At 70.4% G+C, this 25,227-nt stretch carries 24 protein-coding genes and 1 pseudogene; 9 read left to right on the top strand and 16 right to left on the bottom strand.

What is annotated here, in order from left to right; all coding sequences use genetic code 11:
- Positions 1–63: 63 nt before the first annotated feature.
- From AB0C16_RS08395 to AB0C16_RS08345, 11 genes are all read right to left on the bottom strand, one after another.
- Positions 64–1,230 (bottom strand): PLP-dependent aspartate aminotransferase family protein, encoded by a 1,167-nt coding sequence (locus tag AB0C16_RS08395; protein ID WP_357680313.1) that lies wholly within the window; start codon positions 1,228–1,230, stop codon positions 64–66.
- 51 nt (positions 1,231–1,281) lie between these two features.
- Positions 1,282–2,769, bottom strand: a complete 1,488-nt coding sequence (locus AB0C16_RS08390) for a cation acetate symporter (RefSeq protein ID WP_357680311.1) — start codon at positions 2,767–2,769, stop codon at positions 1,282–1,284.
- 37 nt (positions 2,770–2,806) lie between these two features.
- Positions 2,807–3,220, bottom strand: coding sequence for a hypothetical protein (locus tag AB0C16_RS08385; protein WP_357680309.1), 414 nt, complete (start codon positions 3,218–3,220; stop codon positions 2,807–2,809).
- The gene (locus tag AB0C16_RS08380; protein ID WP_357680307.1) at positions 3,217–3,966 is read right to left on the bottom strand and encodes a LytTR family DNA-binding domain-containing protein; all 750 of its coding nucleotides are present in this window, start codon (positions 3,964–3,966) and stop codon (positions 3,217–3,219) included. Before AB0C16_RS08380 ends, AB0C16_RS08385 begins: the two co-directional genes overlap by 4 nt.
- A gap of 33 nt (positions 3,967–3,999) precedes the next feature.
- Positions 4,000–5,178 carry a histidine kinase gene (locus AB0C16_RS08375; protein WP_357680306.1) on the bottom strand — a complete coding sequence of 393 codons (1,179 nt, stop codon included), beginning with the start codon at positions 5,176–5,178 and terminating at the stop codon, positions 4,000–4,002.
- A 25-nt stretch (positions 5,179–5,203) separates the two neighbouring features.
- On the bottom strand, positions 5,204–5,623 hold the full coding sequence (locus AB0C16_RS08370; RefSeq protein WP_357680305.1) for an HIT family protein: 420 nt from the start codon (positions 5,621–5,623) through the stop codon (positions 5,204–5,206).
- A complete protein-coding gene (locus AB0C16_RS08365) occupies positions 5,620–6,327 on the bottom strand; it encodes a DUF1838 family protein (protein WP_357680303.1) in 708 nt (235 codons plus the stop codon). Before AB0C16_RS08365 ends, AB0C16_RS08370 begins: the two co-directional genes overlap by 4 nt.
- A 40-nt stretch (positions 6,328–6,367) precedes the next feature.
- Positions 6,368–6,808 carry a protease inhibitor I42 family protein gene (locus AB0C16_RS08360; protein ID WP_357680301.1) on the bottom strand — a complete coding sequence of 147 codons (441 nt, stop codon included), beginning with the start codon at positions 6,806–6,808 and terminating at the stop codon, positions 6,368–6,370.
- 191 nt (positions 6,809–6,999) lie between these two features.
- A complete protein-coding gene (locus tag AB0C16_RS08355; RefSeq protein ID WP_357680299.1) occupies positions 7,000–7,929 on the bottom strand; it encodes a DUF3618 domain-containing protein in 930 nt (309 codons plus the stop codon).
- Positions 7,926–8,306, bottom strand: coding sequence for a phage holin family protein (locus AB0C16_RS08350; protein ID WP_357680297.1), 381 nt, complete (start codon positions 8,304–8,306; stop codon positions 7,926–7,928). The genes AB0C16_RS08355 and AB0C16_RS08350 overlap by 4 nt, the downstream gene beginning before the upstream one ends.
- A gap of 70 nt (positions 8,307–8,376) precedes the next feature.
- The gene (locus tag AB0C16_RS08345; protein ID WP_357680295.1) at positions 8,377–8,541 is read right to left on the bottom strand and encodes a hypothetical protein; all 165 of its coding nucleotides are present in this window, start codon (positions 8,539–8,541) and stop codon (positions 8,377–8,379) included.
- A gap of 255 nt (positions 8,542–8,796) precedes the next feature.
- On the opposite strand from AB0C16_RS08345, the gene AB0C16_RS08340 reads away from it, so the two are divergent.
- Together AB0C16_RS08340 and AB0C16_RS08335 are read left to right on the top strand one after the other, a co-directional pair.
- Positions 8,797–11,856, top strand: a complete 3,060-nt coding sequence (locus tag AB0C16_RS08340) for a DEAD/DEAH box helicase (protein WP_357680293.1) — start codon at positions 8,797–8,799, stop codon at positions 11,854–11,856.
- A gap of 2 nt (positions 11,857–11,858) precedes the next feature.
- Entirely contained in the window at positions 11,859–12,644 is a 786-nt protein-coding gene (locus tag AB0C16_RS08335; RefSeq protein WP_357680291.1) for an SWIM zinc finger family protein, read from the top strand.
- A 19-nt stretch (positions 12,645–12,663) separates the two neighbouring features.
- Here AB0C16_RS08335 and AB0C16_RS08330 read toward each other — a convergent pair.
- From AB0C16_RS08330 to AB0C16_RS08320, 3 genes and pseudogenes are all read right to left on the bottom strand, one after another.
- Positions 12,664–12,834 (bottom strand): annotated as a pseudogene (locus AB0C16_RS08330) (IS5/IS1182 family transposase); the annotation flags it as partial.
- Between the two features lie 121 nt (positions 12,835–12,955).
- The gene (locus tag AB0C16_RS08325) at positions 12,956–13,432 is read right to left on the bottom strand and encodes an NUDIX hydrolase (protein WP_357680289.1); all 477 of its coding nucleotides are present in this window, start codon (positions 13,430–13,432) and stop codon (positions 12,956–12,958) included.
- Positions 13,433–13,444: 12 nt separating this feature from the next.
- Positions 13,445–14,758, bottom strand: a complete 1,314-nt coding sequence (locus AB0C16_RS08320) for a tetratricopeptide repeat protein (RefSeq protein ID WP_357680287.1) — start codon at positions 14,756–14,758, stop codon at positions 13,445–13,447.
- A 221-nt stretch (positions 14,759–14,979) separates the two neighbouring features.
- Here AB0C16_RS08320 and AB0C16_RS08315 point away from each other — a divergent pair, with 221 nt between their 5' ends.
- The 7 genes from AB0C16_RS08315 (at position 14,980) to AB0C16_RS08285 (ending at position 21,187) form a co-directional block, all read left to right on the top strand.
- Complete coding sequence (locus tag AB0C16_RS08315; RefSeq protein WP_357680285.1) at positions 14,980–15,180, top strand: FxLD family lanthipeptide; 201 nt, start codon at positions 14,980–14,982, stop codon at positions 15,178–15,180.
- Between the two features lie 75 nt (positions 15,181–15,255).
- Positions 15,256–15,708, top strand: a complete 453-nt coding sequence (locus AB0C16_RS08310) for a lantibiotic dehydratase (protein WP_357680355.1) — start codon at positions 15,256–15,258, stop codon at positions 15,706–15,708.
- Entirely contained in the window at positions 15,708–16,538 is an 831-nt protein-coding gene (locus AB0C16_RS08305) for a lantibiotic dehydratase (RefSeq protein ID WP_357680283.1), read from the top strand. Before AB0C16_RS08310 ends, AB0C16_RS08305 begins: the two co-directional genes overlap by 1 nt.
- Positions 16,424–17,287: a lantibiotic dehydratase gene (locus AB0C16_RS08300; protein WP_357680281.1), complete on the top strand. Its 864-nt coding sequence runs from the start codon at positions 16,424–16,426 to the stop codon at positions 17,285–17,287. The genes AB0C16_RS08305 and AB0C16_RS08300 overlap by 115 nt, the downstream gene beginning before the upstream one ends.
- Entirely contained in the window at positions 17,284–18,345 is a 1,062-nt protein-coding gene (locus tag AB0C16_RS08295) for a lanthionine synthetase C family protein (protein WP_357680279.1), read from the top strand. The genes AB0C16_RS08300 and AB0C16_RS08295 overlap by 4 nt, the downstream gene beginning before the upstream one ends.
- A 50-nt stretch (positions 18,346–18,395) precedes the next feature.
- Positions 18,396–20,441 carry a methyltransferase, FxLD system gene (gene fxlM / locus AB0C16_RS08290; RefSeq protein ID WP_357680277.1) on the top strand — a complete coding sequence of 682 codons (2,046 nt, stop codon included), beginning with the start codon at positions 18,396–18,398 and terminating at the stop codon, positions 20,439–20,441.
- 11 nt (positions 20,442–20,452) lie between these two features.
- Positions 20,453–21,187, top strand: coding sequence for a hypothetical protein (locus AB0C16_RS08285; protein ID WP_357680275.1), 735 nt, complete (start codon positions 20,453–20,455; stop codon positions 21,185–21,187).
- A 262-nt stretch (positions 21,188–21,449) separates the two neighbouring features.
- Here AB0C16_RS08285 and AB0C16_RS08280 read toward each other — a convergent pair whose 3' ends face one another.
- Entirely contained in the window at positions 21,450–22,388 is a 939-nt protein-coding gene (locus AB0C16_RS08280; protein WP_357680273.1) for a diacylglycerol kinase family protein, read from the bottom strand.
- An 83-nt stretch (positions 22,389–22,471) separates the two neighbouring features.
- Positions 22,472–25,219 carry an immune inhibitor A domain-containing protein gene (locus AB0C16_RS08275; RefSeq protein WP_357680271.1) on the bottom strand — a complete coding sequence of 916 codons (2,748 nt, stop codon included), beginning with the start codon at positions 25,217–25,219 and terminating at the stop codon, positions 22,472–22,474.
- Between the last annotated feature and the right edge of the window lie 8 nt (positions 25,220–25,227).

The following is a 25,227-nucleotide window of genomic DNA, read 5'->3' as shown; positions in this document are numbered from 1 at the left end:
CCGTCCCGGCGGTGAGGCCCCCGCGAGAGAGGTGAGACTCTCGCGAGAAGTGGGACAGCGCCGTCACTCACGCCAGGCGACCGCCCCTTCCAGCGCCAGGCCGAGATCCTTGATCAGGGTGTCGGCCGCCTCCAGGCCGACCGACAGCCGCACCAGCCCGACGGGGACGCCCATGGTGGCGCGCACGCTCTCCTCGACGGACAGCGCCGGCGCGTTGACCAGGCTCTCGAACCCACCCCAGGACACCCCGATCCTGAAATGCCGGAGCGCGTCGAGGAATGCGGCGACCTCCGCTCGCGACTCCGTGGCCAGCTCGACGCTGAACAGGCTGGAGAAGCCGGCCATCTGGCGGCGGGCCAGCGCGTGACCGGGGTGCGACGGCAGGCCCGGATGGTTCACCCGCCGCACCGCCGGATGGCCGGCCAGGAAGGCCGCGGCCGCCAGGCCGCGCTCCTGGTGGGCGGCCATCCGGACGGGCAGCGTGCGCAGCCCCTTGATCACCTTGGCCGCGTCGTGCGGCGACATCGCGGCCCCGTAGAGCTGGTACTCGGTCAGCGCCAGCGGCCTGATCAGCCGCGCCGGGCCGACGACCACCCCGCCGACCAGGTCGCTGTGGCCGCCCGCGTACTTCGACAGGGAGTGCACGACCAGGTCCACGCCCATGGTCAGCGGCTTCTGGAAGATCGGCGTGGACCAGGTGTTGTCCATCACGGTCACCAGCCCGTGCCCGGCCGCCCACGACGTCACCGCGGGGATGTCGAAGACCTCGTAGCGCATGTAGGAGGGCGACTCGAAGTAGAGCAGGCGGGTGCCCGGCCCGACGGCGCGGGCACAGCCGTCGAGGTCGTCGGCGTGCGTGTGCGTGACGCCGAACTTCTCCAGGTAGCGCAGAAACTGCGTGGTCGGCCCGTAGACCGCGCCGAGCACCAGCACATGGTCACCGGCCGACACCCGCGAGGAGATGGTCGCGGCGATCGCGCCCATCCCGGAGCCGAAGCACTTGGCCCGCTCCCCCCGCTCCAGCGCGGCCAGCTTGCGCTGCAGCAGGTCGACGGTGGGGTTGGTGCCGCGCCAGTAGACGTACCGCTCGTCCTCGTTCCTGATCGCCTCGCCGAGCTCCTCCGCCGAGCCGAAGGTGAACAGGGAGTTCTCGAAGACCGGCGGGTTGACCGCGCCCAGCACCCAGGGCTCGTCCTCGCCCAACCGGCCACAGATCCATTCATCGTCCATGGCGCACACTATGACAGCGCCGCGCTTCATCACCCCGGCGAGGGCGGGGGGTCACGAGGAGCGGGGCCGCCAGTCGCCGCGGTCGAGGGCGAGGTTCTCCGGCGTGTGCAGCCGGACCATCGTCCTGGCCACGCCCGGCGGCACCCGGTGCGGGGTCAGGAACGACACCGCCACCATGACCGCGAACGCGATCGGCACGGTCCACGCGGCGGGCTGGGCGAGCAGCGCGTTCGCCAGCCCTTGGTAGGGCCCGCCGATGATGGTGACCAGCACCGCGGCGCAGGCCAGCCCGCCGCCCACGAACAACCCGGCCAGCGCCCCCGTGCTGCTGAGCCGCCGCCACCAGATGCCGAGCACGAGCAGCGGGCAGAACGACGACGCGGCGACCGCGAACGCCAGCCCCACCACGTCGGCCACGGGCAGGGCGCGGGCCCACAGCGCCAGCGCCAGCGGCACGACCACCGCCATCAGGGTCGCGATCCGGAACGAGCGCACCCCGCCCTTGAGCAGGTCCTGGGCGATCACCCCGGCCACCGACACGGTCAGCCCCGACGAGGTCGACAGGAACGCCGCGAACGCCCCCGCCGTGACCAGCGCCGTCAGCAGGTCGCCCAGGGTGCCGCCGATCATCCGGCCGGGCAGCGTGAGCACGACCGCGTCCGTGCGGACCAGGTCGGGCGCGTACATCCGGCCCAGCCAGCCGTACAACGCGGGCAGCAGGTAGAAGGCGCCGAGCAGCGACAGCACGACCAGCGTCGTGCGGCGGGCCGCCTGGCCGTCGGGGTTGGTGTAGAAGCGCACCAGCACGTGCGGCAGCCCCATCGTGCCGAGGAACGTGGCCAGGATCAGCGAGTAGGTCGAGTAGAGCCCGTACTCCTTGCCCCCGGCCAGCGGCACCTGCCAGGTCGCCGCGTCCTGCGCGCTCACCGCCGGCGCGCCGTCGCTCTGCCAGGCCAGCAGCAGGAAGACCAGCGGCAGGGCCAGCGCGGTCAGCTTGAGCCAGTACTGGAACGCCTGCACGAACGTGATCGACCGCATGCCGCCGGACAGCACGTTGACCGCGACCACGACGGCCACCAGCAGCCCGCCCGCCCACACCGGCGCCCCGGTGATCGTCCGCAGCACCAGGCCCGCGCTCTGGAACTGCGGCATGAGGTAGAGCCAGCCGATGAGCACCACCAGCACGCTGGCCGTGCGGCGCACGGTCATCGACTCCAGCCGGGACTCGGCGAAGTCGGGCAGCGTGTAGGCCCCCGAGCGGCGCAGCGGCGCCGACACCAGCACGAGCAGCACCAGGTAGCCACCGGTCCAGCCGACGGGCAGCCAGAGCATGTCGGCGCCGAACGACAGGATCAGCCCGGCCACGCCGAGGAACGACGCGGCAGACAGGTATTCGCCGCCGATGGCCGAGGCGTTCCACAGCGGGCTGACGGTGCGCGAGGCGACGTAGAAGTCGGAGGTGGTGCGGGAGAAGCGGATGCCGAACGCGCCGATGAGCACGGTCGCCACCATCACGGTGACCACCGCCGCCAGGCTCATCGGATCGGCTCCGCCGGCCGCCCGGCGCCCTGCCCGCTCACGGCCGTTCGACCAGGTCGGCGAAGTGGCGCTCGTTGCGCTCGGCCTGGCGTACGTAGAGCCAGGCGCCGATGACGAAGGCGGGGTAGATGAGGCCGGCGAGCACCGCCCACGGCAGCGGGACGCCGAGCAGGTGGGCCTCGCGCAGCTCCGGGATGGACAGGAACAGCAGCGGCAGCCCGCCCACCACGCACGCCAGCACGGTGCAGACGAACAACGCGAGGCGGAACTGGGTGCGCAGCAGCGAGCGCATGTAGACCTCGCCCAGGTGGGTCTGCTCGTCGATCTCGCGGGTGGCGGGGAACCGGGGGCGGCGCGCGGCGGTCGTGCGGGGGCTCGTGACGGTCACCCGGCGCGGCACGTCGGCGCGGCCGGACGGGACCCTGCGCGCCGGACGGGACTCGGGGCTCACTCCGGTCTCCCCTTCCTGGCCCGGCGGACGAGCAGGTCGCGCAACTCGCGGGTGTGGCGGCGGCTGACCGGTATCTCGGTCTCGCCCACCCGGACCGTACACCGCCCGGAGTCGATGTGCAGCTCCTCGATGTGCTTGACGGCCACCAGATGGCTGCGGTGCACGCGGACGAACCCGGCCGTGGACCAGCGTTCCTCCAGTGTGGCCAGCGGGATGCGCACCAGGTGGCTGCCCGTGGCGGTGTGCAGCCGGGCGTAGTCGCCCTGCGCCTCGACGTAGACGACGTCGGCGCTGGAGACGAACCGGGTCACGCCGCCCAGCTCGACCGGGATCGTGTCGGACTCTCCGGCGTCCACCGGCACGTCGGCCGAGACGGCGACCCGCCTGATCGCCTCGGCCAGGCGTTCCGGGCGCACGGGTTTGAGCAGGTAGTCCTCGGCCTTGATCTCGAAGGCGTCGACGGCGTGCTCCTCGTAGGCCGTGACGAACACGACCCGCGGCGGGTTGGCGAACTGCGACAGCAGCCGCCCCAGCACGACGCCGTCCAGCCCGCGCATCCTGATGTCGAGGAAGACCGCGTCGATCGGCCGGCCTTCGGCGATGGCACGGTCGAGCAGGCGTAACGCCGCCGCCCCGTCCCTGGCGGTGGCGACCTCGCCGATGCGGGGGTCGGCGCGGAGCAGGTAGGACAGGTCTTCCAGGGCGGGAAGCTCGTCGTCGACCGCGAGAACCCGTAGTTGTGCCATAGACAGTGATAAAACCGACAACAAAGATCGAGGTCAACGGGCTGAGACGCCGGGGTGATATTTCGGCAACCTGACGTTGACCTTCGTGCCCGCTCCGGCGCCCGTCTCGACGACCAGCCCGAAGTCGTCTCCGTACACCTGGCGGAGCCGCTCGTCCACGTTGGCCAGCCCCACTCCGCCCTCGGGGGCGATCTCACCGGCGAGGATGCGGCGCAGCCGGTCGGGGTCCATGCCGAGGCCGTCGTCCTCGACGCTGATGCGGCACTCGGCGCCGGCGTCCTCGGCGATGATCGCGATGCGGCCGACGCCGTTCTTGCTCTCCAGGCCGTGCCTGACGGCGTTCTCCACCAGCGGTTGCAGGCACAGGAACGGCACGGCGACAGGCAGCACCTCGGGCGCGATGCGCAGCGTCACCTGCAACTGGTCGCCGAATCGGGCCCGCTCCAGGATCAGGTAGCGGTCGATCGAGCGCAGCTCCTCGGCCAGCGTGGTGAACTCGCCGTGCCTGCGGAAGGAGTAGCGGGTGAAGTCGGCGAACTCCAGCAGCAGCTCGCGGGCGCGTTCGGGGTCGGTGCGGACGAACGAGGCGATCGTGGTCAGCGAGTTGTAGATGAAGTGCGGCGAGATCTGCGCGCGCAGCGCCCGCACCTCGGCCTCCATCAGCAGCGTGCGCGAACGGTCCAGGTCGGCCAGCTCCAGCTGGGAGTCGACCCACCCGGCCACCTCCTGCGCGGCCCGGACCAGGCCGGCCGAGGCGTTCGGGCCGTAGGCGGCCAGCGCCCCGACCACCCGGTCGTCGGTCGTCAGCGGCACCACCACGGCGTGCCTGATCGGGCACTCCAGCAGGTCGCACTCCACGGTCAGCACCTGGGTGCGGCCGTCCTGCAGCGTCGCCTCGGCGTGCTCGAACGCCCGCGCGGCGTGGTGGTCACCGGCGCCGTCGTAGACCAGCAGCCGTTCGCCGTCGGTGATGGCCAGCGCGGACGAGCCGAGCAGCGCGCGCAGGTGCCGCGAGGCCCGCTCCGCCCCGTCGGCGGTCAGCCCGGCCCGCAGCGACGGGCCGGCGAGCGAGGCGGTGTGGAGCGTCTCGAAGGTGGCCCGCTCGGCCGGGCTGGTGCCCAGCTCGCGGCGCCCGCGCATGACCCGCCAGAGCACGATCGCGGGCACGCCCACGAGGACCGCCACCACCGCGACCCCGACGAGGTATTCCACGTCGCCGGAGCCTACCCTCAGGACGTCACGAAGCGGCCCCGGTCAACGCCCTCGCGATCGCTGCCGCGTAGGACCGGGCCTCCTCGTCGCTCTCGTACCTGGTGCGCGGCCAGAAGAAGCCGCGCAGGCCGTCCTTGCGGTTGCGCGGCACCACGTGCACGTGCAGGTGCGGGACGCTCTGGCTGACGCGGTTGTTCAGCGCCACGAACGTCCCGTCGGCCTCCAGCGCCTCCTCCACCGCGCGGGCCATCGCCTGGACGCGCTCGAAGAACGGGCCGACCTCGGTCAGGTCGCCGAGCGTCTCGACGTGCACCCTTGGCACCACCAGCACGTGGCCCTTGAAGACCGGGCGGGCGTCGAGAAAGGAGACGGTCAGGTCGTCCTCGTGGACGACGATCGCCGGCCGCTCCCCCGCGACGATCTCGCAGAACAGGTCGTCGCTCACGGCGCCGCCTTGGCGGCGAAGGCCGTCCAGCTCGTCATGTTCGGCGCCGACCAGGCCGTGGGGGCGTGCAGGAAGTGCTCGCCCACATGCTCGCGCAGCCGCCGGGGCGCCTCGGCCGGCTTGGCGCCCCTGCAGTGGTAGACCAGCGCCCCCTCACGCTGCCCCATGGCCATCCACGGCAGCCACGGCGAGACCCGGCACCAGGAGAAGACACAGGGCACGTCGGGCAGGCCGGAGTCGAGGTCGGCGGCCCGGGCGAAGAACTGGAACAGCTCCATCGCCCGGTAGGTGTCGCTCGCCGAGTGGCGCGGGTGGTCGGCCACCTTGAGCGGCGACGGGTAGGCCAGGCGGACGTCGACGTTGAACACCACCTGCTCGCCCAGGCGCGTGACCGGCACCGGGTGAGCGCCGAGCCGCTGGTTGACGGGATCGTTGAAGACGTGCTGGACCTCGACCGTCTCGCCGGTGAACGGGTTGTCCCAGACGTCGAGGACCTCTCGGGTCTTCGGGTCGAGATAGGCCGCCGCCTCGCGGGTGAGCAACTGCCAGCCGTCGTCCGCCCGCACGGCGCGGGCCACGTTGAGGCCCTCGAAGCCGAACAGGTGGTGAGGACCGTCGTCGCGCCGCCAGCCGTAGACGTCGCCGGTCCACCACGAGATCGTCTCCGCTCCGTCGCCGGACGCGCGCACGCGAATGAAGTCCATAAGGCGAAGCCTCCCGGAGGGGACCGCCGGGATCAAGGACTCACCTGACGGTGAGCTCGAAGATCGCCTCGCCGGACATCTGCCTGCTCTGCTCGTCGGGCGGCGTCGTGCCGGTGCCGCACCGCCAGCAGTCGCGCAGGGTGATCCGGGCGGTGCCGCGGCCCTTGGTGTTGAAGACGAAGTAGCTGGTGCCGCCCGCCCCGGTGGCGTCGCCGCTGGATTCGTGCTCCTTGCTGATGTAGGAGGCCACCTTGGCGTCGGGCACCGCGACCAGGGTCCAGCCGTCGCCGACCGACGGGTTGTCGGGGACGGCGAGGGAGAAGCGCCGGCCGGGGCCGAGCTCGACCGGGACGGTCGTGCCCTTGGCCCCCTTGACCACGGTGCCCAGGTCGCTCACCGCCGATCCCCCGCCGCAGCCCGCGGCCAGCAGCGCCACCAGCGCAACGGCCGGCAGCGAGGCAGCGGCCTTTCGACGAATCACTCAGGCAGGCTATCGGGCTCCGGCTCGTCGCGTGGAACCGCGTGCGGCTCCCGACAGCACCGCGTAGTAGGTGAGTGCCGCGGGCAGGTCCTGCCTCCCCTGTCCCGCCTGAACTCGGAGAAGGTGCGTTTCAGCACGCTTCACCAGGCGTGGCGCGGCAGATCCGTGGGACGGTCCGGGGAGTCAAGCGGTCACTTGCTCCGCTTGCGCCGCGTCATCCGGCGGAGCACGAGCGCGACGACGACGCCGGCCGCGGCGATCGCCAGCGCCGGCCGCTTGCGCGCCTCGGCGGAGACCTTGTCCGCCGCGTCCTTCACCTGATCCGGCGTGGCCTCGCGGACCTTGCCCGCCACCTCGGCCGCCTTCTCCCTGGCCACCGCGGTGGCGTCGGCCGCCTTGCCCTTCGCCACCGCCGTGACGTCGGACGCCCGGTGCTTGGCCTCCGCCGCCGCGTCGGCCGCCCGGTGCCTGGCCACCGCCGTGACGTCGGACGCCTTGTGCCTCGCTTCCGCCGCCGCGTCGGCCGCCCGGTGCCTGGCCACCGCGGTGGCGTCGGCCGCCTTCTCCCTGGCCACCGCCGTGACGTCGGACGCCTTGTGCCTCGCTTCCGCCGCCGCGTCGGCCGCCCGGTGCCTGGCCTCCGCCACCGCGTCGGCCGCCTTGACCTTGGCCGCCGTCACCGCGTCCGCGGCCTTCACCTTGGCGGCCGAAGCCGCCTCGTTCGCGCGGGCCTTCACGTTCGCCTTGTCGGCCAGGGCCGCCACTGTGTCGCCGAGCTCCTGCCGGGTCGTCCTGATCTCCTCGCGCACGCGTGCTTCCTTTTCGTCCCTCACCCACCTGCGTCTTTCGGCGCCGACGTGACGCGCGGCCCCCTGGGACCCCGCCCTGCCCTCCTCCTGGGCGTGGGCCCGCGCGCTGCGCTCGTCCTCGAGAGGAGCTTCGGGGATGAACATGCCGTGCTCCTCGCGTTCCTCCTCGGCGTGCAGCGCGTTCTCGGCCGCGCCCGCCCTCGTCGGAGGCACGTTGATGGACTTGTCGTCCGTCGGCAGGCCCACCCTGGTCCTGCGGGCGCCCACATCTCCGGCGTGTGCCGCGCTGTAGCCCGGATCCGTCTCGCTCATCGCCGCACCCTCTCCTTGACCATCTCGATATCGGCCCTGACGCTCGCGATGGTCTCCTGGGGCATCGGCGAACCGGCCCGCTTGACCTGCTTCCTGCCGACCAGCCCGAGCACGCCGGCGAGGACGAACAGGACCACCGTCACGATGGCGGCGGCCGCCCACGCGGGCATGACCAGGGCGAGGAGCAGGACGATGGTCGCCACGAGCGTGGCCGCGCCGAAGAACGCGACCATGCCGGCCCCGCCGAACAGCCCCGCGCCGAATCCGGCGCGCTTGCCCTTCTCGGTCAGCTCGAGCCGGGCCAGCAGCAACTCGTCCCTGACGAGCCTGGAGACCTGCTCTGACAGATCATTGACGAGCTTGTGGGTGTCGTTCACGTCGTCGCCTCCTCTGCTGAGGAAGGCGCCTACCCAGCCCGCCCGCCTTCTATCACGGAGGTGCGGGGCCTCACCTCTTGGCGGCGCGCACCAGGAAGTCGAGGACCGACAGAATGGGCGACTTGGATGTCTCGCACCAGTTGTCGGGTTGCTTGGGCTTGCTCCACGGGGACGGGAGCTCGCACGAGGGAGCCTGCGGCTTGGGCCGCTCACACCACGATCCGGGAGGATTCATACCTCAAGTTTACGACTCCGCTCCTGGCTTGGTTCAGCCCGCAACGAAGCCGGCGTTGAGTCAACGAACGGTAACGCGATGTGTTTCTCGATGACGCGAGCGAAAGGGACGGCCATGGCCACCGGCATCCCGCGCGCGGGAAAACCCGCCGGCACGACACCGTGCAGGGTCCGGACAACCGCTGGCGCTGCCCGAGCCGTTCGGGATCACGTTGGAGACAGACCTGATCTTCCGCTGAGCGGGTAGCCTGCCGTGGTGCTGGTGCTACACGCGGTCTGGGCGGGAGACGGCCTCGCCTTCTGGGCGGAGGCCCCCGATGCCGCTCCGTCCCCGGCGACCGCCCCCGGCTCCGCCCGCCTCCACCCCTTCGCCGCCCCCGCCCCCACGGTCGCGACCGCCGCCGGGCACGCAGTCGGGGCTGGGGTGGCCGAGCGGGTGCTGGAGTTGTTGTTGCCCGGGTCGGTCAGGGAGCCGGTGCCGTCGCCCGAGACGGGGCGGCTGTCCGAGGTGGTCAGGCCCCGCCTGCGGTTGTGGCGGGTGCCCGCCGTCGTGCCACCCGTCGGCGACACCCTGCGGATCCTCGCGGCGCACCCGGCCACCGCCACCGTCCGCCACTGGGCCGCCGTCGCCGCCTTCGCCCACGACCTGGTACGACGCGGACGCGTCATCCCCCAACTGGTCGCCGCCACCGGGCCCGGCGCACCCGCCACGGCGGACGTCCCCGAACGTCGGCAGCCACCGGACGCCCGGCTCGCGCGGGGCCGCGAGGCCACGGGAAACCGGGCCGCCGACGGCGCCAAGGCCGGCGATCCGCTCGCCGTATGGGCCGTGCCGAAGGCGGACGCGCGGGCGGTGTGGCGGCCGGTGGTGACCGGTGCCGACGCCGCCTACTTCAGGGAGCTGGCCGGGGCGATGCCGCCCGCCTGCCGCACCTCGGCGGCCGAGCGCCCGTCCGGTCCTGTGCTCGCGGAGGCGCTCGACGCGTTCACCGACGCGCTGGTCCGGCAGGCCCTGAGCGAGCCGCTGGTGAGCGGGCCGAAGACGCTCGAAGAGCGCTGGCTCTCGGCGCTGACCGGCGCCGACGCCTCCTGCCCGGACGATCCGCGGCTGCGGGCCGAGCTGGAGACGTGGCGCGACGCCGTCACCAAGGCCGAGGGCGCGACCCGAGTCTGCTTCCGCCTCCTCGAACCCACCGCCCCCACCGGCGGTGACTGGCGGGTCGAGTTGGCGCTGCAGGCGGCCGATGACCCGAGCCTCTACGTGCCGGCGAGCACGGTGTGGAGCGGCGAGCCGATCCCGGGCCTGCGCGGGCGGCCCGAGCGGGAGCTGCTGGCCGGGCTGGGCCGGGCCGCGCACCTGTATCCGGACCTCGACCGGGCGCTGCGGGTGGCCGAGCCGAGCGAGCTGCGGCTCGACACCGCGGGCGCGTTCGCCTTCCTGAGGCAGGCCGCGCCGCTGCTGCAGGCGGCCGGGTTCGGGGTGCAGCTGCCGCGCTGGGCGGGCCGCAGCAGGCTGGGGCTGAAGCTGACCACCCGCACCAAGACACAGACGGCGGCGGCGAGCCAGGGTTTCGGGCTGCGCGAGCTGGTCGGGTTCCGGATCGACCTCGCGGTGGGCGACGAGACGATCAGCGAGGAGGAGCTGGCCGAGCTGGCCAGGCTCAAAGTTCCGCTGGTCCGTGTCCGGGGGCAGTGGGTGGAGCTCGACGACCGCCAGCTCACGGCGGCGCTGAAGGCCGTGGAGGGCCAGCGGACGGGCGAGCTGCCCGCCGCCGAGCTGCTGCGCCACGTCGTCCAGGGCGACGACGAGCTGCCGCTGGTGGCGGTCGACGCCGACGGGGTGCTCGGCGACCTGCTGTCCGGGCAGGCCGAGCACCGGTTGCGCCCGCTGGCCACGCCCCCGGGGCTCGACGCCGTGCTCAGGCCCTACCAGGAGCGGGGGCTGGCCTGGCTGAGCTTCCTGTCGGAGCTGGGGCTGGGCGGGGTGCTGGCCGACGACATGGGCCTGGGCAAGACGGTCACCACGCTGGCGCTGCTGGTGCACGAGGCGGCCGAGACGCCGACGCTGCTGGTGTGCCCGATGTCGCTGGTGGGCAACTGGCAGCGCGAGGCGGCCAGGTTCGCGTCGGGGCTGCGCGTCTACGTCCACCACGGCGGCGGGCGCGACGTGGCCGAGATCGCGGAGGCCGACCTGGTGATCACCACCTACGGCACGGCGCAGCGCGACCTGGAGGCGCTGCGGCAGGTCGAGTGGCACCGCGTCGTGTGCGACGAGGCCCAGGCGATCAAGAACAGCGGCACCCTGCAGGCGCGGGCGGTGCGCGCCATCCCGGCCCGCACCCGGCTGGCGCTGACCGGCACGCCGGTCGAGAACCACCTGGCCGAGCTGTGGTCGATCATGGAGTTCGCCAATCCGGGGCTGCTCGGCTCGCGGCAGAGGTTCAGGAGCCGTTTCCAGGAGCCGATCGAGGCGCGTCAGGACGAGCAGGCGGCGCGGGCGCTCAAGCGGGCGACCGGCCCGTTCGTGCTACGCCGGGTCAAGACCGACAAGTCCATCATCTCCGACCTGCCGGAGAAGCTGGAGGTCAAGGAGTGGTGCCCGCTCACCACCGAGCAGGCCTCGCTCTACCAGGCGGTCGTCGACGACATGCTGGCCAGGATCGACGACAGCGAGGGCATCGAGCGGCGTGGTCAGGTGCTGGCGGCCATGGCCAGGCTCAAGCAGGTCTGCAACCACCCCGCCCACCTGCTCAAGGACGGCTCCCGGCTGGCCGGCCGATCGGGCAAGCTGGCCCGCCTGGAGCAGCTGGCCGAGGAGATCCTGGCCGAGGGCGAGAAGGCGCTGGTGTTCACGCAGTACGCCGAGTTCGGCACGATGCTCCAGCCCTACCTGGCTCAGCGGCTCGACCGGCCGGTGCTCTGGCTGCACGGCGGCCTGCCGAAGAAGACCCGTGACCGGCTGGTCGACCGGTTCCAGCGGGACGAGGAGCCGATGCTGTTCCTGCTGTCGCTCAAGGCGGCGGGTGTGGGCCTCAACCTGACGGCCGCCAACCACGTCGTCCACGTGGACCGCTGGTGGAACCCGGCCGTCGAGGACCAGGCGACCGACCGTGCCTTCCGCATCGGGCAGCGCAAGAACGTACAGGTCCGCAAGCTGATCTGCGCGGGCACCCTGGAGGAGCGCGTCGACGAGATGATCGAGCGCAAGAAGGCGCTCGCCGAGCGCGTGGTCGGCACCGGCGAAGACTGGCTGACCGACCTGTCCACCGAGGAGCTGCGCGAGGTCTTCCGCCTGACGGCCGAGGGGGTGAGCTGAGCATGCCGATCGGCAGGGACGGCTGGTTCGAGAGCGCCAAGCCGATCAAGGTCGAGGGTGGCATCCGGGCCCGCACGCAGCGGGGCTCGATCGGCTCCACCTGGTGGTCGAGGCGGTTCATCGACATCCTGGAGCGGCTGTGCGACAAGGGCCGCCTGTCGCGCGGGCGCGCCTACGCCCGCAAGGGCCAGGTGCTGTCCATCGACCTGTCCCCGGGCTTGGTCGACGCCTCCGTCCAAGGCTCGCGCCCCCGGCCGTACAAGGTCACGATCAGGATCGAGGCCTACGGCGAGGAGCGGTGGACGGCGATCGAGGAGGCGATCGCGGCTCAGGCGGTGCACCGGGCCAAGCTGCTGGCCGGTGAGATGCCCGCGGAGATCGAGGAGGTGTTCGCCGCGCTCGGCGTCGACCTGTTCCCGCGCGACCTCGACATGGACTGCTCGTGCCCCGACTGGGGCTTCCCGTGCAAGCACCTGTCGGCGGTGCTGTATCTGCTGGCGGAGTCGTTCGACGACGACCCGTTCCTGGTGCTGGCCTGGCGCGGCCGCAGCCGGGAGCGGCTGCTGGGGTCGCTCGCCGACGAGCCCGGGGCGGCCGACCCGTTGCGGGTGGAGGACGTGCCGTTCGCGGACCGGCTGGCCGACTTCTACGCCCCCGCGGCCACCGCGCACCGTCCGGAACGCCGCCCGTCGGCCCCGGCGCCCGACCTGCTGCTGCGCGTCTTCCCGCCCCCCGGCGACCTGGCCCGCACGCTGACCCCCGCCTACCTGCGCCTGGGCGACTCCTAGAGAGTCGGTCATGTATTGCTCAGGATGCGAGGCGGTAGCTGTCTTGCTGTCGGGCGATGACGTGGAGGTTGTGGACCACGGCGGTGCGACGGAGGTCGAACAGGTTCTTGTGGGTGCTTCTGTAGCGGGCGGGGCGGTCTTGCCAGCGGCCGATGTGGGCCTGGACGTGTTCGACTCTGGTTCGCTGGCGGGGGAAACCGATGAAACTTTGCGTACACCTGCAGCTGCGTCTATAAGACTCGCCGCCGACATCACCGGTCCAGGCTGTCCAGCCGACGACCGTGGAGACCCGGTTCTGATGGTCGGTGGACTCAGAAGCCTTCAGTGGACACCATCGGTCCGCCGTTGAGGTAGTTCACCAGCGCTGCGCGTGTCGTGGACACGAACTCCGATGGCACCTGCTCGGTGGGGCACCACGTCACCTGAGCGTGTTTGTGCGGCTCGGCGTTCACGAGATCACCGGTCCATGTATGCGCCACGAAGACGACGGTCAAGAATCCGTTGGGGGCCTCGACACCCCAGGCGCCGTGGACGATGCCTGCGATCTTCAGCTTGGCCGACTCCACTACCAGGCCCGTCTCCTCCTGCAGCTCCCGGACGGCCGTTGTGGTGATGACCTCGCCTTTGTCTGCCTTGCCGACTGGCAGGTCCCAGTGCAGCGGAGCGAATTTGGCTTTGGGTCCGCGCTGGATCAGCAGCACTCGGTCCGCTGCCTTGTCGTGAACGATGACGGCGGCGACGAGCAGCGTGTGGGAGTCGAGCGCCGGAGGCAAGGCGGTGTCGGTCACGGATCGATTCTCTCAGACCCCTGCTTGCTGGATCCGGCGCTCCAGCAGTGCCGCGCCGGAAACACCACGGCACCTGTAAAGGGTGAGGGTGGGCCGGATTGAGGCCAAAGCCGATCTGCTTCGCGCTGAGGCCATTCCTTCGGCCAGATCCAGTGCCCGGCTCCATGCTGCTACAGCCTCATCGGCACGTGCCTGCGCGGCGAGACAGTCTCCCAGGTCCATGTGGGTGAGCAGGTGAACGCGTGGATAGGCGATCGGATCCCAGGAGGTGAAGGCTGCTCGGTGCCGTACCTCGGTGCCGGTGTGGTCTCCTAGTTCAGTCAGGGTTCTGGCAGTGTGGGAGTCCACGGTTCCGGCGGCCGGTCCCATCAGCAGCGAATATGTGGGCTGTGGTTCGCCGTCTCGGCCGAGGGCGTTTTCGGCAGCCAAAAGTGCGCGTGCGGCCGGAGGTTTCTCGCCGAGAGCTGCGTAGGCTCTGGCGTGCGTGATGTGCAGCAGCGCCTCCGTTGCGCCGTCCACATAATCCTTGGCGCGCTTGAGCGCACCCTGTACGAGGTCGAGAGTGTGACGGGGCTGTTTCAAACTGAGGGCCTGGTGTGCGACGGCGCGCATCATCCACGCGGCGTGTGCGTATGGGTCCGCCTCGACGGCGAGTTGGAAGCCGAGCAGGTAATACTGCTGAGCTGCGCCCTCTTGGCCGAGATCGTGATGTTTCCAGCCCAGCAGCCACGACAATTCTGCGGCAGCGCCGAAGGCGTCGCGCCGGGTCTTGTCGTTGGCGAAGCGGCTGGACAACATTGGGGCTGCGGTGTCGGCGAGGTAGGCCGCGACCGTGGACAAGCCGTGCCCCCCGCCGAGCACTTCATCGGCCGCGCCGAAGGCTCTGGTGATCTGACGGACCACCGTGACCTCTTCCTCGCCGGCTCGTGCTTGTCCGGTGCGTGCCCGCAGCAGCCTGGACACGGGCTCATGATCGTAGTCCAAGGGCATCGTCACATCGGAGGCCGTGTACACGGCGGCGGCCAGGAAGTTACGGTGCTCGACGTCGGCCCGGCCGAGAAGGGTTGCCGTCGCGATGGGGTGTGTGCCGACCAGTTCAGGTCCTGAGCCGACGGCGAATCCCAGCTGCGTCGGCGTCACCGGTCGTCCGGCTCGCCTCGACAGCGCCTCGGCTAGGTAGACGGCGGTTCTCTCGCCGGGCTCGACGCCTGCGACCCAGTGCGCCACGGCTGATTTGTTGGTCCGCAGCGCTTCCCCGTTCTCCGCCGCGATGCGTACCACGGCGCGTGCCACGCCGTCATAACTCATGCCGAGCGTGGTGATCACCTCCCGCAGGTGATGGTTGGGAGAGCGCTGATCATGTGCACTTGGCATCGCAGCCCCACCTGGTTGTCACACCCGGTTAAACCAATTAAACGCTCTGCGACACCCTAGGCCATGGTCGCCGACGGGCTATCCATCATTCACTGGTAGTACCGAACGTGATCGCGGCACCAGGCCGTCGGCCTGAAACCGCGGTTCCTCCGCACAGCACAGGAGTACAGGACATGAGCACCCCGACCATCGAGCAGGGCGTTGCACAGCAAACCGCCGAAGCCAGTATGGACACCGATGCAGGAACGGTGTTCCCCCCGTTCGACCTCGACATCACCTTCATCGAGAACACCCCGGCGGCCGAAACGGTGCTGATGTGCAGCACCGGCGACACGTGTGGAAGCTCCTGCCCCAGCGCCTGCACGACCTCATAGGCCGCCGGGCGCGGGTCCGTCCGGCCCCGGGCCTCCTCTTCCCCGGAACGATCTGTCAGGAACGGAGTGTGAGTGATGACACGGTCGAGGCTGCGCCTCTATCGGCGCACCGGCACCGGGATGCTGCGTGCCGCGGTGAACCTCTCCGCGCCCATTCTTCCGGCGTGGCCCGGGGACGGCGGCTCCACCGAGCAGTGGCGGTCGTGGCTCGATTCGGTCTGGGCTGATGACACCTTCCGGCGAACGGTCACCGGTGCCAGCCCGGACCTGGCCCGCCAAGTAGCGGCTGTCCTCGACCGGCGATTGGTGAACACTCGCCGAGCACGGCGCACTGCGCTAGCGGTTGCTCGGTACGCCATCAGATACGCGCACCGGTCCACACCGTTCGGCTTGTTCGCAGGCGTTGGACTGGTCGGATTCGGCGACACGTCGGCCGTGCGCGTCGGGGATGGGCATGAGGTCTTCGGCCGGCCGGACCCTGTGTTGCTGGATGCGCGATCAGCGCGTGGGAGACCGACGGCGAGCTGATGGCTGATGTCGAGGTGTGCGTCAACAACCTGGCTCGCGTGGGCGGCGGGCGCGTGTACGTCCCGTCCGAGGGTGCCTCGGAGTTCTCGCTGGCGCTGACTCCCGCAGTGGCGCTGGTGCTTGACGCAGCCAGGTCACCGATCCAGCACTCGGCCCTCGTGGGCAAGCTCGCCGCCGAGTTCCCGGATGAGGACGAACACCGCCGGATCGGGCTCGTGGCAGAGCTGCTGCGGACACGTCTGCTGCGCTCGGCGCTGCGTGCCGCCGCCACCATCGTCGATCCGGCCGATGCCCTGCCCACTGGTGTCTTGGGCACGCGAGAGCGGGAGGCAGCGGCGGTGGACGTGCGGTTGGATGCCGAGGTGCGGCTGCCGGAGACGGTCGCGGTTGAGATGGAGACCGCGGCAACCGTACTGGCCAGGGTCGCGGCATATCCCGCCGGAGCCCAGGCGTGGCGCCGCTACATCGAGCGGTTCGCCGACCGTTGGGGCGAGGCTGCCGAGGTCAGTCTGGAGCAGCTGACCGATCCGGAACAAGGCTTGGGCTTGCCTGAAGGATTCGGCTCGGTGTCCGAGCCGCCCAGGCCGATGTCACGACGTGACCGGGTGCTTGTGGAACTCGCCGGCACGGCTGCGGTAGAGGGCGGCCGAACAGTGATCCTTTCCGAGGCGATGATCGAGGAGCTGGAGGCCGCCGCGGGCGAACCACCCAGGTCATGGCACCTCACCTTGAGCTGTGCGCGCAGCTCCAAGCCCGTTCGATACAGACGCTCGACAGGGGTGACTTCCGCATCCGCATCCACACCGTCTCGCGCGCGGCCGGCACGATGACGGGCCGGTTCTGGCACCTGTTTCCGCAGGCCGCTGCGGAACACACCGCTCTGCGCACCGTCGATCCCGAGGCGCAACTGGCGCAGTTGTCGTTCCATCCCTCGCGCCCCCAGGCCGACCTGCTTACCCGCGCGCCCCAGATCCTGCCGAGGCTGATCAGCGTCGGAGAGTTCAGAGGCAGCGACGAGAAGGTGCTCTTCCCTTGCGATCTGGTCGTCGGCCTTCGTGGCAGCCACCTCTACCTTGCGGTGGCCGCCACCGGGGAGCGCGTGGAGCTGCTGACCCCGACAGCGATCAACTTCGTGTGGAACAACTACACGCCGCCGCTGGTCAGGTTCCTGGCCGAGATCAGCCGAGCCGCCACTCCACAGGTAACGTGGTTCGACTGGGGCGCTGCCTGGACGCTTCCGTTCACCCCGGCGCTGCACTACCGGCGCAGCATCCTGGTCGCCGCCCGATGGCAGCTGCGGGCACGGGTCCTGCCCGGCCGCGCGGCGGGCCTGGACCGCTGGGCTGAGCAACTGCACGCCTGGCGCGGCCGGGCCAGGGTGCCCGAGCGTGTGCTCCTAGCCGTGGACGACCGGCAGCTGCTCTTGGATCTCACCCAGGACCTCCACCTGGACCTGCTCCGCACCCACCTTTGCGCCTACCCCGTGGTGGTGCTCTACGACGCGCCGCTGCCAGATGCCGATGGCTGGATCGGCGGACGGGCGCACAGCATCGTCGTCGCGCTGAGGTCGAGCCAATGAATCCGCCCACGACGCAAGCCCTGGCCGAGGGCGCGCTCGGTGTAGCGCTGCTGCACATCGAGCGCGACGACCTCGCCGCCGCGCGGCCCTTCCTGACCGAGGCGGTCGCTGGCGGCGTCAGCACCGGCGCGAACGCGTGCCTGTTCCACGGCGCTCCAGCGCTGGAGTTCGTGCTCAGTCGAGCTGGGCGGGTCGACCGCGAGGTCCAAGCCGCCGTCGACCGTGTCGTGGCCGCCCGGCTGGCCGCCGCCAGCCGTCGGCGGGAATCAGCGCGGCTCCCGCACCTGGCGGAGTTCGACCTCATCCGGGGACTCACCGGGCTGGGGGTGCTGCTCCTCACCCGGGCAGGAACGTCGCTGCTGACCGAGCAGGTACTGGCCTACCTGGTGTCGTTGGCGCGGCCAGTCTGCTCCGATGGCCGGGAGTTGCCGGGATGGTGGTCGCAGGCCGGTCCCGGGCATGAGATAGCCGGTGGCCACGGCAACAACGGTGTGGCGCACGGTATCGCGGGTCCGCTGGCGCTGCTGTCCATCGCCTCTCGTCGCGGCATTGAGGTGGCGGGCCAGGCCGATGCCATCGGAGTGCTCGCGCGTTGGCTGAACCGGTTCGGCGGCTTCTACTGGATCACCCACGACCAGCTATCCGCCGCCGAGACGCCACAGGCGTCACTCGCGCGCCGTCCGTCGTGGTGTTACGGGGATCTTGGTATCGCGCGCGCCCTGCAGCTGGCCGCGATTGCGCTTGGCGACTCAGCCCGCCGGCAGGCAGCCGAGGACATCGCCATGGCCGCTCTCACCGATCCCGCTCGTATCGGCCGGATCACCGATGCTTCCCTCTGCCATGGCTGGGCCGGCTTGCTGACCGTTACCCGAGCCATCGCGGCCGACAGCAGCACCTCCGGCCGTTTCACCGCGTGCCTCGAACAGCTCAGCGGACGCCTGAGCGCTGGCATCGGCGCGCTGTCCAAACCCGGGTTCATGGAAGGCCGGGCCGGTGCGCACCTGGCGCTGGACGGCACGAACGCCACCGGCTGGACCCGCACTCTGCTGATCGACTGACGCCGACATACCACCCGACCCGAACCCTACGGAGCAGGAGCGAGCAACTCATGGACTGGAACGACGAGTATCTTTCGATCACCGCTGAACAGGGCTGGTGGCACGCCACGGTCTCGTTTTCCGGCGATGACGGGGTGAGCCCGAAGGCCGCAGCCGTGCTGTCGGCCGCACTGTCCGACCAACGGTTTCACTTCCTGCGCAAGGAAGGAAAGCTACGGCTGCGCACCGAGCGCTCCGTGGCCGACCTGCTGGACCAGCTCGTCGCCGACCACCTGGCCAGTGGCTGGGTCGGCGGCGTCTACGAGCCCGAGACCGACGCCTTCGGCGGCCCGCAGGGCATGGACATCGCACACGAGGTGTTCTGTGCTGACAGCCGTGCGGCCTTGGCCGAATCCGGCAGCCCCTACAGCAGAGAGCGCTGTGTCCTGCTGATCTCCGCCATGAACCGCGCAACTGGCGTTGATCCATACGAGGTCGGTGACGTCTGGGTAAAAGTCGCCAACCTCCGGCCCGCGATCGAGCCTCCGACCGGGGACTACCGCGCAGCGGCCATCGCCGCCATGCGGCGCCTGATGAACGCCGACGCCGCCAGGTGGAAGGGCACCGAGCCGGGCTGGCCCGAGCGAGTCGCCGCGTTCGAGGAAGCCGGGCGCCGGCTGGCGCGGCTCGCCGCCGACGGGCTGCTGAGGCGGGGCCTTCGCGCCGTGCTCGCCCACCACGCGATCTTCGCCTTCAACCGCGCCGACGTACCGGTTGCCGAGCAGGCCGCAGCAGCCTGGCTCGGCCAACACGTCGCCTTCGCCGACGACGAACCGGCCGACGTGTTTACCGACCGGTCCACGTCCGAGGCCCCTAACCTCGAGCGGATAGAGACCGCCATCACCCCGACCGCCGATCCCACCGAGCTGCGCGAGGCCATGGTGGTCACGCTCACCAACTCCGGCAACCTCCGTACCCCTGCGATCATCGACGTTGTCCGCAATGTCGAGCGTCACCGGTTCATCCCCGGTGCCGACCTGCAGGCTGCGTACGCCGACGGCGCAGTGTCGGTGAAGCACGACGACGTCGGCGAGATGATCTCCTGCATCTCCGCTCCGTCCATCGTCGCCACTCAGCTGGAGCAGCTGGGCGCGCAGCCTGGTCACAAGGTTCTGGAAGCCGGGGCCGCCACCGGCTACAACGCCGCACTCGTCGAACGACTCGTCGCCCCGGGTGGCCACGTGTGGACCATGGACGTCGACCAGGACCTCGTCAGCGGCGCCACGGAACACCTGGCGGCGGCAGGCGCCTCAAGTGTGACCGTCGTGCTGGCCGACGGAGCGGCCGGGCTGCCCGAACACGCCCCCTACGACCGGATCCAGTTCACCGTCGGCGCCGGCGACATCCCCGTCACGGTCCTGGACCAGCTCGCCCCCGGCGGACGCCTGGTCATCCCGACGCGCCTCCGCGGCAGTATCTCCCGCTCCTTCGCTTTCGAACGCGACGGCGATACCTGGAAGACCGTCTCCTGCGAGATGGCGACATTCGTGCCTTTGCGCAAAGGCATCTGCGACGACATCTATACCCTGGTCCCTCTGGCCGGGGAAGGAAACGTCAGGCTGGAGACCTTCAGCGAGCAGCACGTCGACCGGGAAGCGATGCGCACCATCTTGGACCAGCCGTCCCACAAGGTCTACACAGGCGTGAAGTTCCGCCAGGGCTCGCCCTGGCAGTGGGTCTACCTGTGGCTGGCGTGCGTCCTGCCCAACGGACTGTCCCGCCTGCCCGGCCAGCGCCCCGGATTCACGCCGCACTTCGCCTGGGGCTCCATGGCCGCGCTGGACGACGCCACCTTGGCCTACCTGACCGTGCGCGAAGGCGAGGACACCGCCGGACGCTGCTGGGAGATCGGCGTCATCGGCCACGGCCCGCGCGCCATCGGACTGGCGGGAGAGGTAGCCGCCGCTATCGACGAGTGGGCCCGCGACTACGGCAACGACGCACCGGCCCCCGGGTTCCGCATGGCCACCGGCGCCGCTCGCGAGCTGTTGAAGGCCGGCGACCCACGCTTCATCATCGACAAGCCCTACAGTCGCCTCGTCGTCGACTGGCCGTAGGGGCTGGCGTGATGAACCGCGCGATCGCCAGCCGCATCCCGCTGGTCTGTCGGCCCAAGCCTCCCGAGACTCCACTGGCGATGCGCATCGCCGAGCTCAGCGCGCTGACCATCGAGCCGAACGGCGCGGATCACCACCAGCTGGTGGCCCGCGCCAGCGGAGTCCTCAACTTCGCCGCACTCATTGCCTCCGATGTCGGGCTACCCGATCTCGCTGCCGAGCTGTGCTGGAGGCAGTACAAGATCTTCGCTGACGTCAGCAGCCTGGACCAGGACATCGCCATGATGGCGCTGATGCCGGTGGTGAACATCGCCCGGCTGTTGATCCGCGAAGATGACGGCAACGGCGCCTATGAGGTGCTTCAGCAGCTGTGCCACGCTGTCCAGCAGCGCGGTGCTCCGACCATCGGCAACCACGACGTCGACCTCTCGCCATTGATCCGGACCGAGGCGGACCATCGGAAGATCTGCACCGAACTCTGGGTCACCCTGCTCATCGACGGCGCCAGAGCCCTTGCCCGCAACGGCCGCTGGACCGAGGCCGCCAAGGCCATGGCCGCGCACCGCGGTATCGGCAACCGGTTCCTCGACGGACGCCAGATCATGATCATGTCTCTGCTGGAACAGGGTCTTACACAGCAGGCCACCGCCATGATCGAATCCAGCGTCGCCGCAGAACCGTGGGAAAACACCATCGCGGCCACCCTGCGTCTGCTGTCGGCCGAAGGCCGCGCCGATCTCGCATAGCGACCTGGACCAAGTGGTGCAAGAAACGCTTGCGCTGATCACACAGCCCGAACCCTGACTGCGGCGTTCCGGGCCCGCGTCGGCCTGACCGCGTTCGACCTTACCGCCGACCGGTCCACACCGTACGCATCTCACCTGCGGGCCGCTGTCGTTGACGTGGCATCCGCTGACGCCTACGCCGCCCGGAACGTTCTGGGGCACCACATGATGCGCTCCCACATCACCCCTAGCAGGCCCCGGGCAGGTTCCCGGCAGGTCGCGGCTAGCTGTCCTCGAAGGAGGCCGGCACCATCACGCGCACGCCGTTGGGCACCACCCGCAGGCGGATCGGGGTGCGCAGGCGCACCTCGCCGTCGACGTCGGCGGCCATCGGCGGGTCGGTCTCCAGCAGCATCTCGCGGCCCGTCACGAACGGGCCGCCGGCCAGGCTGCGCCAGCGGCCGGTCGTGGCGCGCGCCAGGGTCTCGATGAGCAGCCGCAGCTTCTTGCCCGAGCCGAGCTGGTAGGCGACCAGCATGCCGTTGTCGATGCTGATGTCCTTGGCCACCTGCCAGCCGCCGTGGAAGCGGCCGTTGGCGATGTTGAGCTGGTGGGTGAGCAACTCGTGGCGCTCGCCGTCGACCGTGATGTAGGCGCGGAACGGCCGGTGGCCGGGCAGGATCGTGAGCGCGGTGAGCGGGTAGGCGGGGCGGCCCACGATGCGCTTGAGCCAGGGCTTGACCTTGCCCGCCACCTCGACCGAGACGCCGAAGCTGGCCAGGTTGGCGAACGGCCGGTCGTCGGCCATGCCCAGGTCGATGTCGGCGACCTTGCCGGTGTCGAACACCCTGATCGCCCCGGCCAGGTCGAGCGGCAGGCCGAGGCTGCGGGCGAAGTTGTTGGTGGTGCCGAGCGGCAGCACGCCGAGGGCGACGTCGCGGTGGGCGACGTGGTGGACGGCCGAGGAGAGGGTGCCGTCGCCGCCGCCCACGATCAGCAGGTCGGGGTGGGTGGCGAGGGCGGTGTCGAGCAGGTCGCGCAGCCGCTTGGGGTTGTAGACGCCGATCTCGGCCAGCGGCTCGAAGCCGAGGTCGTGGATCTGCTCGATCACCTCGAAGTAGTGGCGCCGGCCGCGCCGGGAGCGAGTGTTGACCACCACCGCCACCCGGCGGTCCGTGCGGATCGCCTCGGTGTGCTCGGCCTTGGTGCGCAGTTCGCTCATGGTCATCAATCGTAGGTGCAGAATCCGCCGTCTCAGGTCGCCTCGGGGGCCGCCGGGAGGGTGTCCCGGCGGCCCCGGCGGGCTCACTTCTTGGGCGGGGTCACCTGGATGACGGCGGCCAGGTCGCCCGGCAGCGGAGAGACCAGCCGGAACTGGACGCCCAGGGCCTTGCCCTCGTCACCGGGGTCGCCGGTGCCGAGTTTATGCCCGTTGCCGAGGTCCGTGCCGTACAGCTCGGTGGCGGGGGTGCCGTCGAGGTTCACGACGCGGGTGGTGTACATCTGGTCGTCCTTGGACGGGACCACGACGGAGGCGTCGAAGTCGCGGTAGAAGAGCGAGCCGTTCTGCACCTCGAGACCCGGGTACCAGGTCTTGGCGTCGGTGAACTGCGAGACGCCCTTGAGCGCCCCGACCTGGGTGCAGTATTCGCTGAACGGCTCGCCGGGGGCCTCCAGGCACTCCTTGAACGGGTAGGTCCTGCCGAAGGAGAACGCCGCGTTGGACGTCTGCGTGCGGCCTTCCATGTTCTTGTTCCTGGACGGGTCCTTCGCGGCCGCGGCGCCGTCACGGCGTAGCGGCTCGAAGTGGGAGTCGACCAGGAGCAGGGTGCCCTTGCTGCCGATGCTCGGCGGCAGGTTGAGGTTGGGGACGATCACGTTGTTGGTGTAGGTCGAGTCGCGGTACCAGACCAGCAGGCCGGGAGCGTTGTACTTGACCTTCTCGACCTTCCAGGCGCCGTCACGCGAGTACGTGGTGTCGTAGGCGTAGCTCAGGCCCTTGTCGAAGCCGTCGAGGTTGCGCCACTCGGCCAGGTAGAAGCGGGAGATCTCGCGCGAGCCGTTGTTGATCGTCCAGCCCTGGCCGCTGGTGTTGGTGAACGTGCCGCCGGCGGGGTGCCAGCCGTTCGCGCCGCCCTCGACGTCGTCGCTCCACACGGCGGCGCCGCCGTTGGTGAGCTCGAAGTCGTCGGCGTGCCAGCCGCGCGGGGTGAAGGCGGCGTCGGTGTTGTAGACGAGCCGCAGCTTGACCGTCTGCCCGGCGAACGGGGTCAGGTTGACGTAGTCGTGCCGCCAGCCCGGGGTGTCGCCGGTGAGGCCGTACTTCTTGTCGCCGAACGTCTTGAGGTTCTTGTTCGGGTCCGGGTAGCCGTCCGGGGTGGTGACCTCGTTGCCGGCCTCGTCGAAGACCTTCTGCTGGGCCCAGGTCTGCCCGCCGTCGGCGGACACCTCGACGAAGCCGAAGTCCCAGTCGGCCTCGATCTCGTAGTTGTTCCACATCCAGAACCGGACGTCGGTCCCGGCGGGCACCTGCACGTCGCGGGCCAGGGAGACGTTGGCCCACTCCTGGTCCATGCCGGACCACCAGGCGTTGGCGCCGCTGTGCGGGTCGAGCATCTTCAGCGGCTCGGACGCCAGGTTGACCCGGACGCCGTCCTGGGTGAGCTTGGGCGTGCGCGAGGACTGGCCGACGGTGACGAGGCTCTTGCCGTCACCGGGGTCGAACACCTTCGGGTTGGCCCAGCCGAGGACCCACTTGTCCCACAGGCCCATGTGGGTGGGCATCGACTGGAAGATCGGCCCGGAGTGCGAGCCGCTCGACATCAGGTCCCAGAAGTCCACGGCGGAGCTGCCCGAGCCGGAGGTGTCGTACAGGTCGGGCAGGCCCAGATCGTGGCCGTACTCGTGGGCGAAGACGCCGACGCCGGAGTCCTCGGGCTGCACGATGTAGTTGGAGATCTTCTTGTCGGTGCCGGGCACCTGGTAGCCGCCGGCGACCGCGCTGGAGTGCGCCCAGATGGCGTAGGTGCCCTCGGCGCCGCCGTCGGCGGACTTGTCCTTGCCGGCGTGCACGAGCACGAGGTGGTCGATCACGCCGTCGGGCTCGGCGAAGTCGCCGTCGCCGTCGGCGTCGGAGACGTCCTCGAGGTCGTAGTCGGCCCAGGGGAAGCCGGGCTGGGTCTGGGCGAGCACGTTGACCGCGTCGATGGCCAGTTGCCCGGCGCCGAGCGGGTTGTCGGGGTGGCCGGACATGTCCTGGGGTGCGCCACCGCAGGCGGCGGCGCCGTACCACGCCTCGGAGTGCGGGGCCTTGACCCAGCCGACGGCGGAGCCGGTGACGGAATAGGCGCCCTTGGACATCTCCTCGTACATCTTCTTCAGCGTGAAGCCGGAGACGTCGATGCCGGCCTTGCCGTCGCGCGGGTCCTTCAGGTCGGGACGCACGCGCTCGGTGATGCCCCGGTCGGTGTAAAGCATCTTGTTGAAGTGGTCGGTGCTGAAGTCCTTGACCCAGAAGGAGTTGTTGTCCTTGTTCGGCAGCGTGGCCGGGTCGGGGATCTTGTTGTGCAGCGGGCCGTTCATCACGGTGCCGGGCGGCTCGACGAAGCAGTCGTCCGGCGGGCTGTCGACGGTGCGCGGCCGGTTGAATCCGGAGAAGTCGTCGCCCGCGTTCTCGTTGAACTCGACGAGCAGGGTCAGGAGCTTGGCGGTCTTCGTCTGCTTGGCGTTCTTGAAGATGAACTCAGCTGGGTTGCGGCCGGTCCTGATGGCCTGGCTCTCGCGATTCGCGAGGACTCTGGCGGTGACCGGGTTGCCGCTGGCGAACTTGCGGTCGATCTTCTGAGCCGGAGTGAGAGAGCGGGCGTTCTTGCCGGGCAGGCGCGGTTCGCCGGGGTCCGGCTCCACCCTCGGAGGGGCGTAGTTGATGTAGTAGTCGGACGCGCTCGGCTCGTACGTCGCGACGGAGGCCTGAGCCGCCGGAGGGGCGGTGAGTGCGGCGCCGAGGAGGGCGACCGCCGGAATCGTGGCTAACAGGCGCTTTTTTCTGGGCACCGGGAACC

The organism is Nonomuraea sp. NPDC048916, from assembly GCF_040649575.1.
In the GTDB taxonomy this organism is placed as follows: Bacteria; Actinomycetota; Actinomycetes; order Streptosporangiales; family Streptosporangiaceae; genus Nonomuraea.
This window is presented reverse-complemented; position numbering and strand designations above follow the sequence as displayed.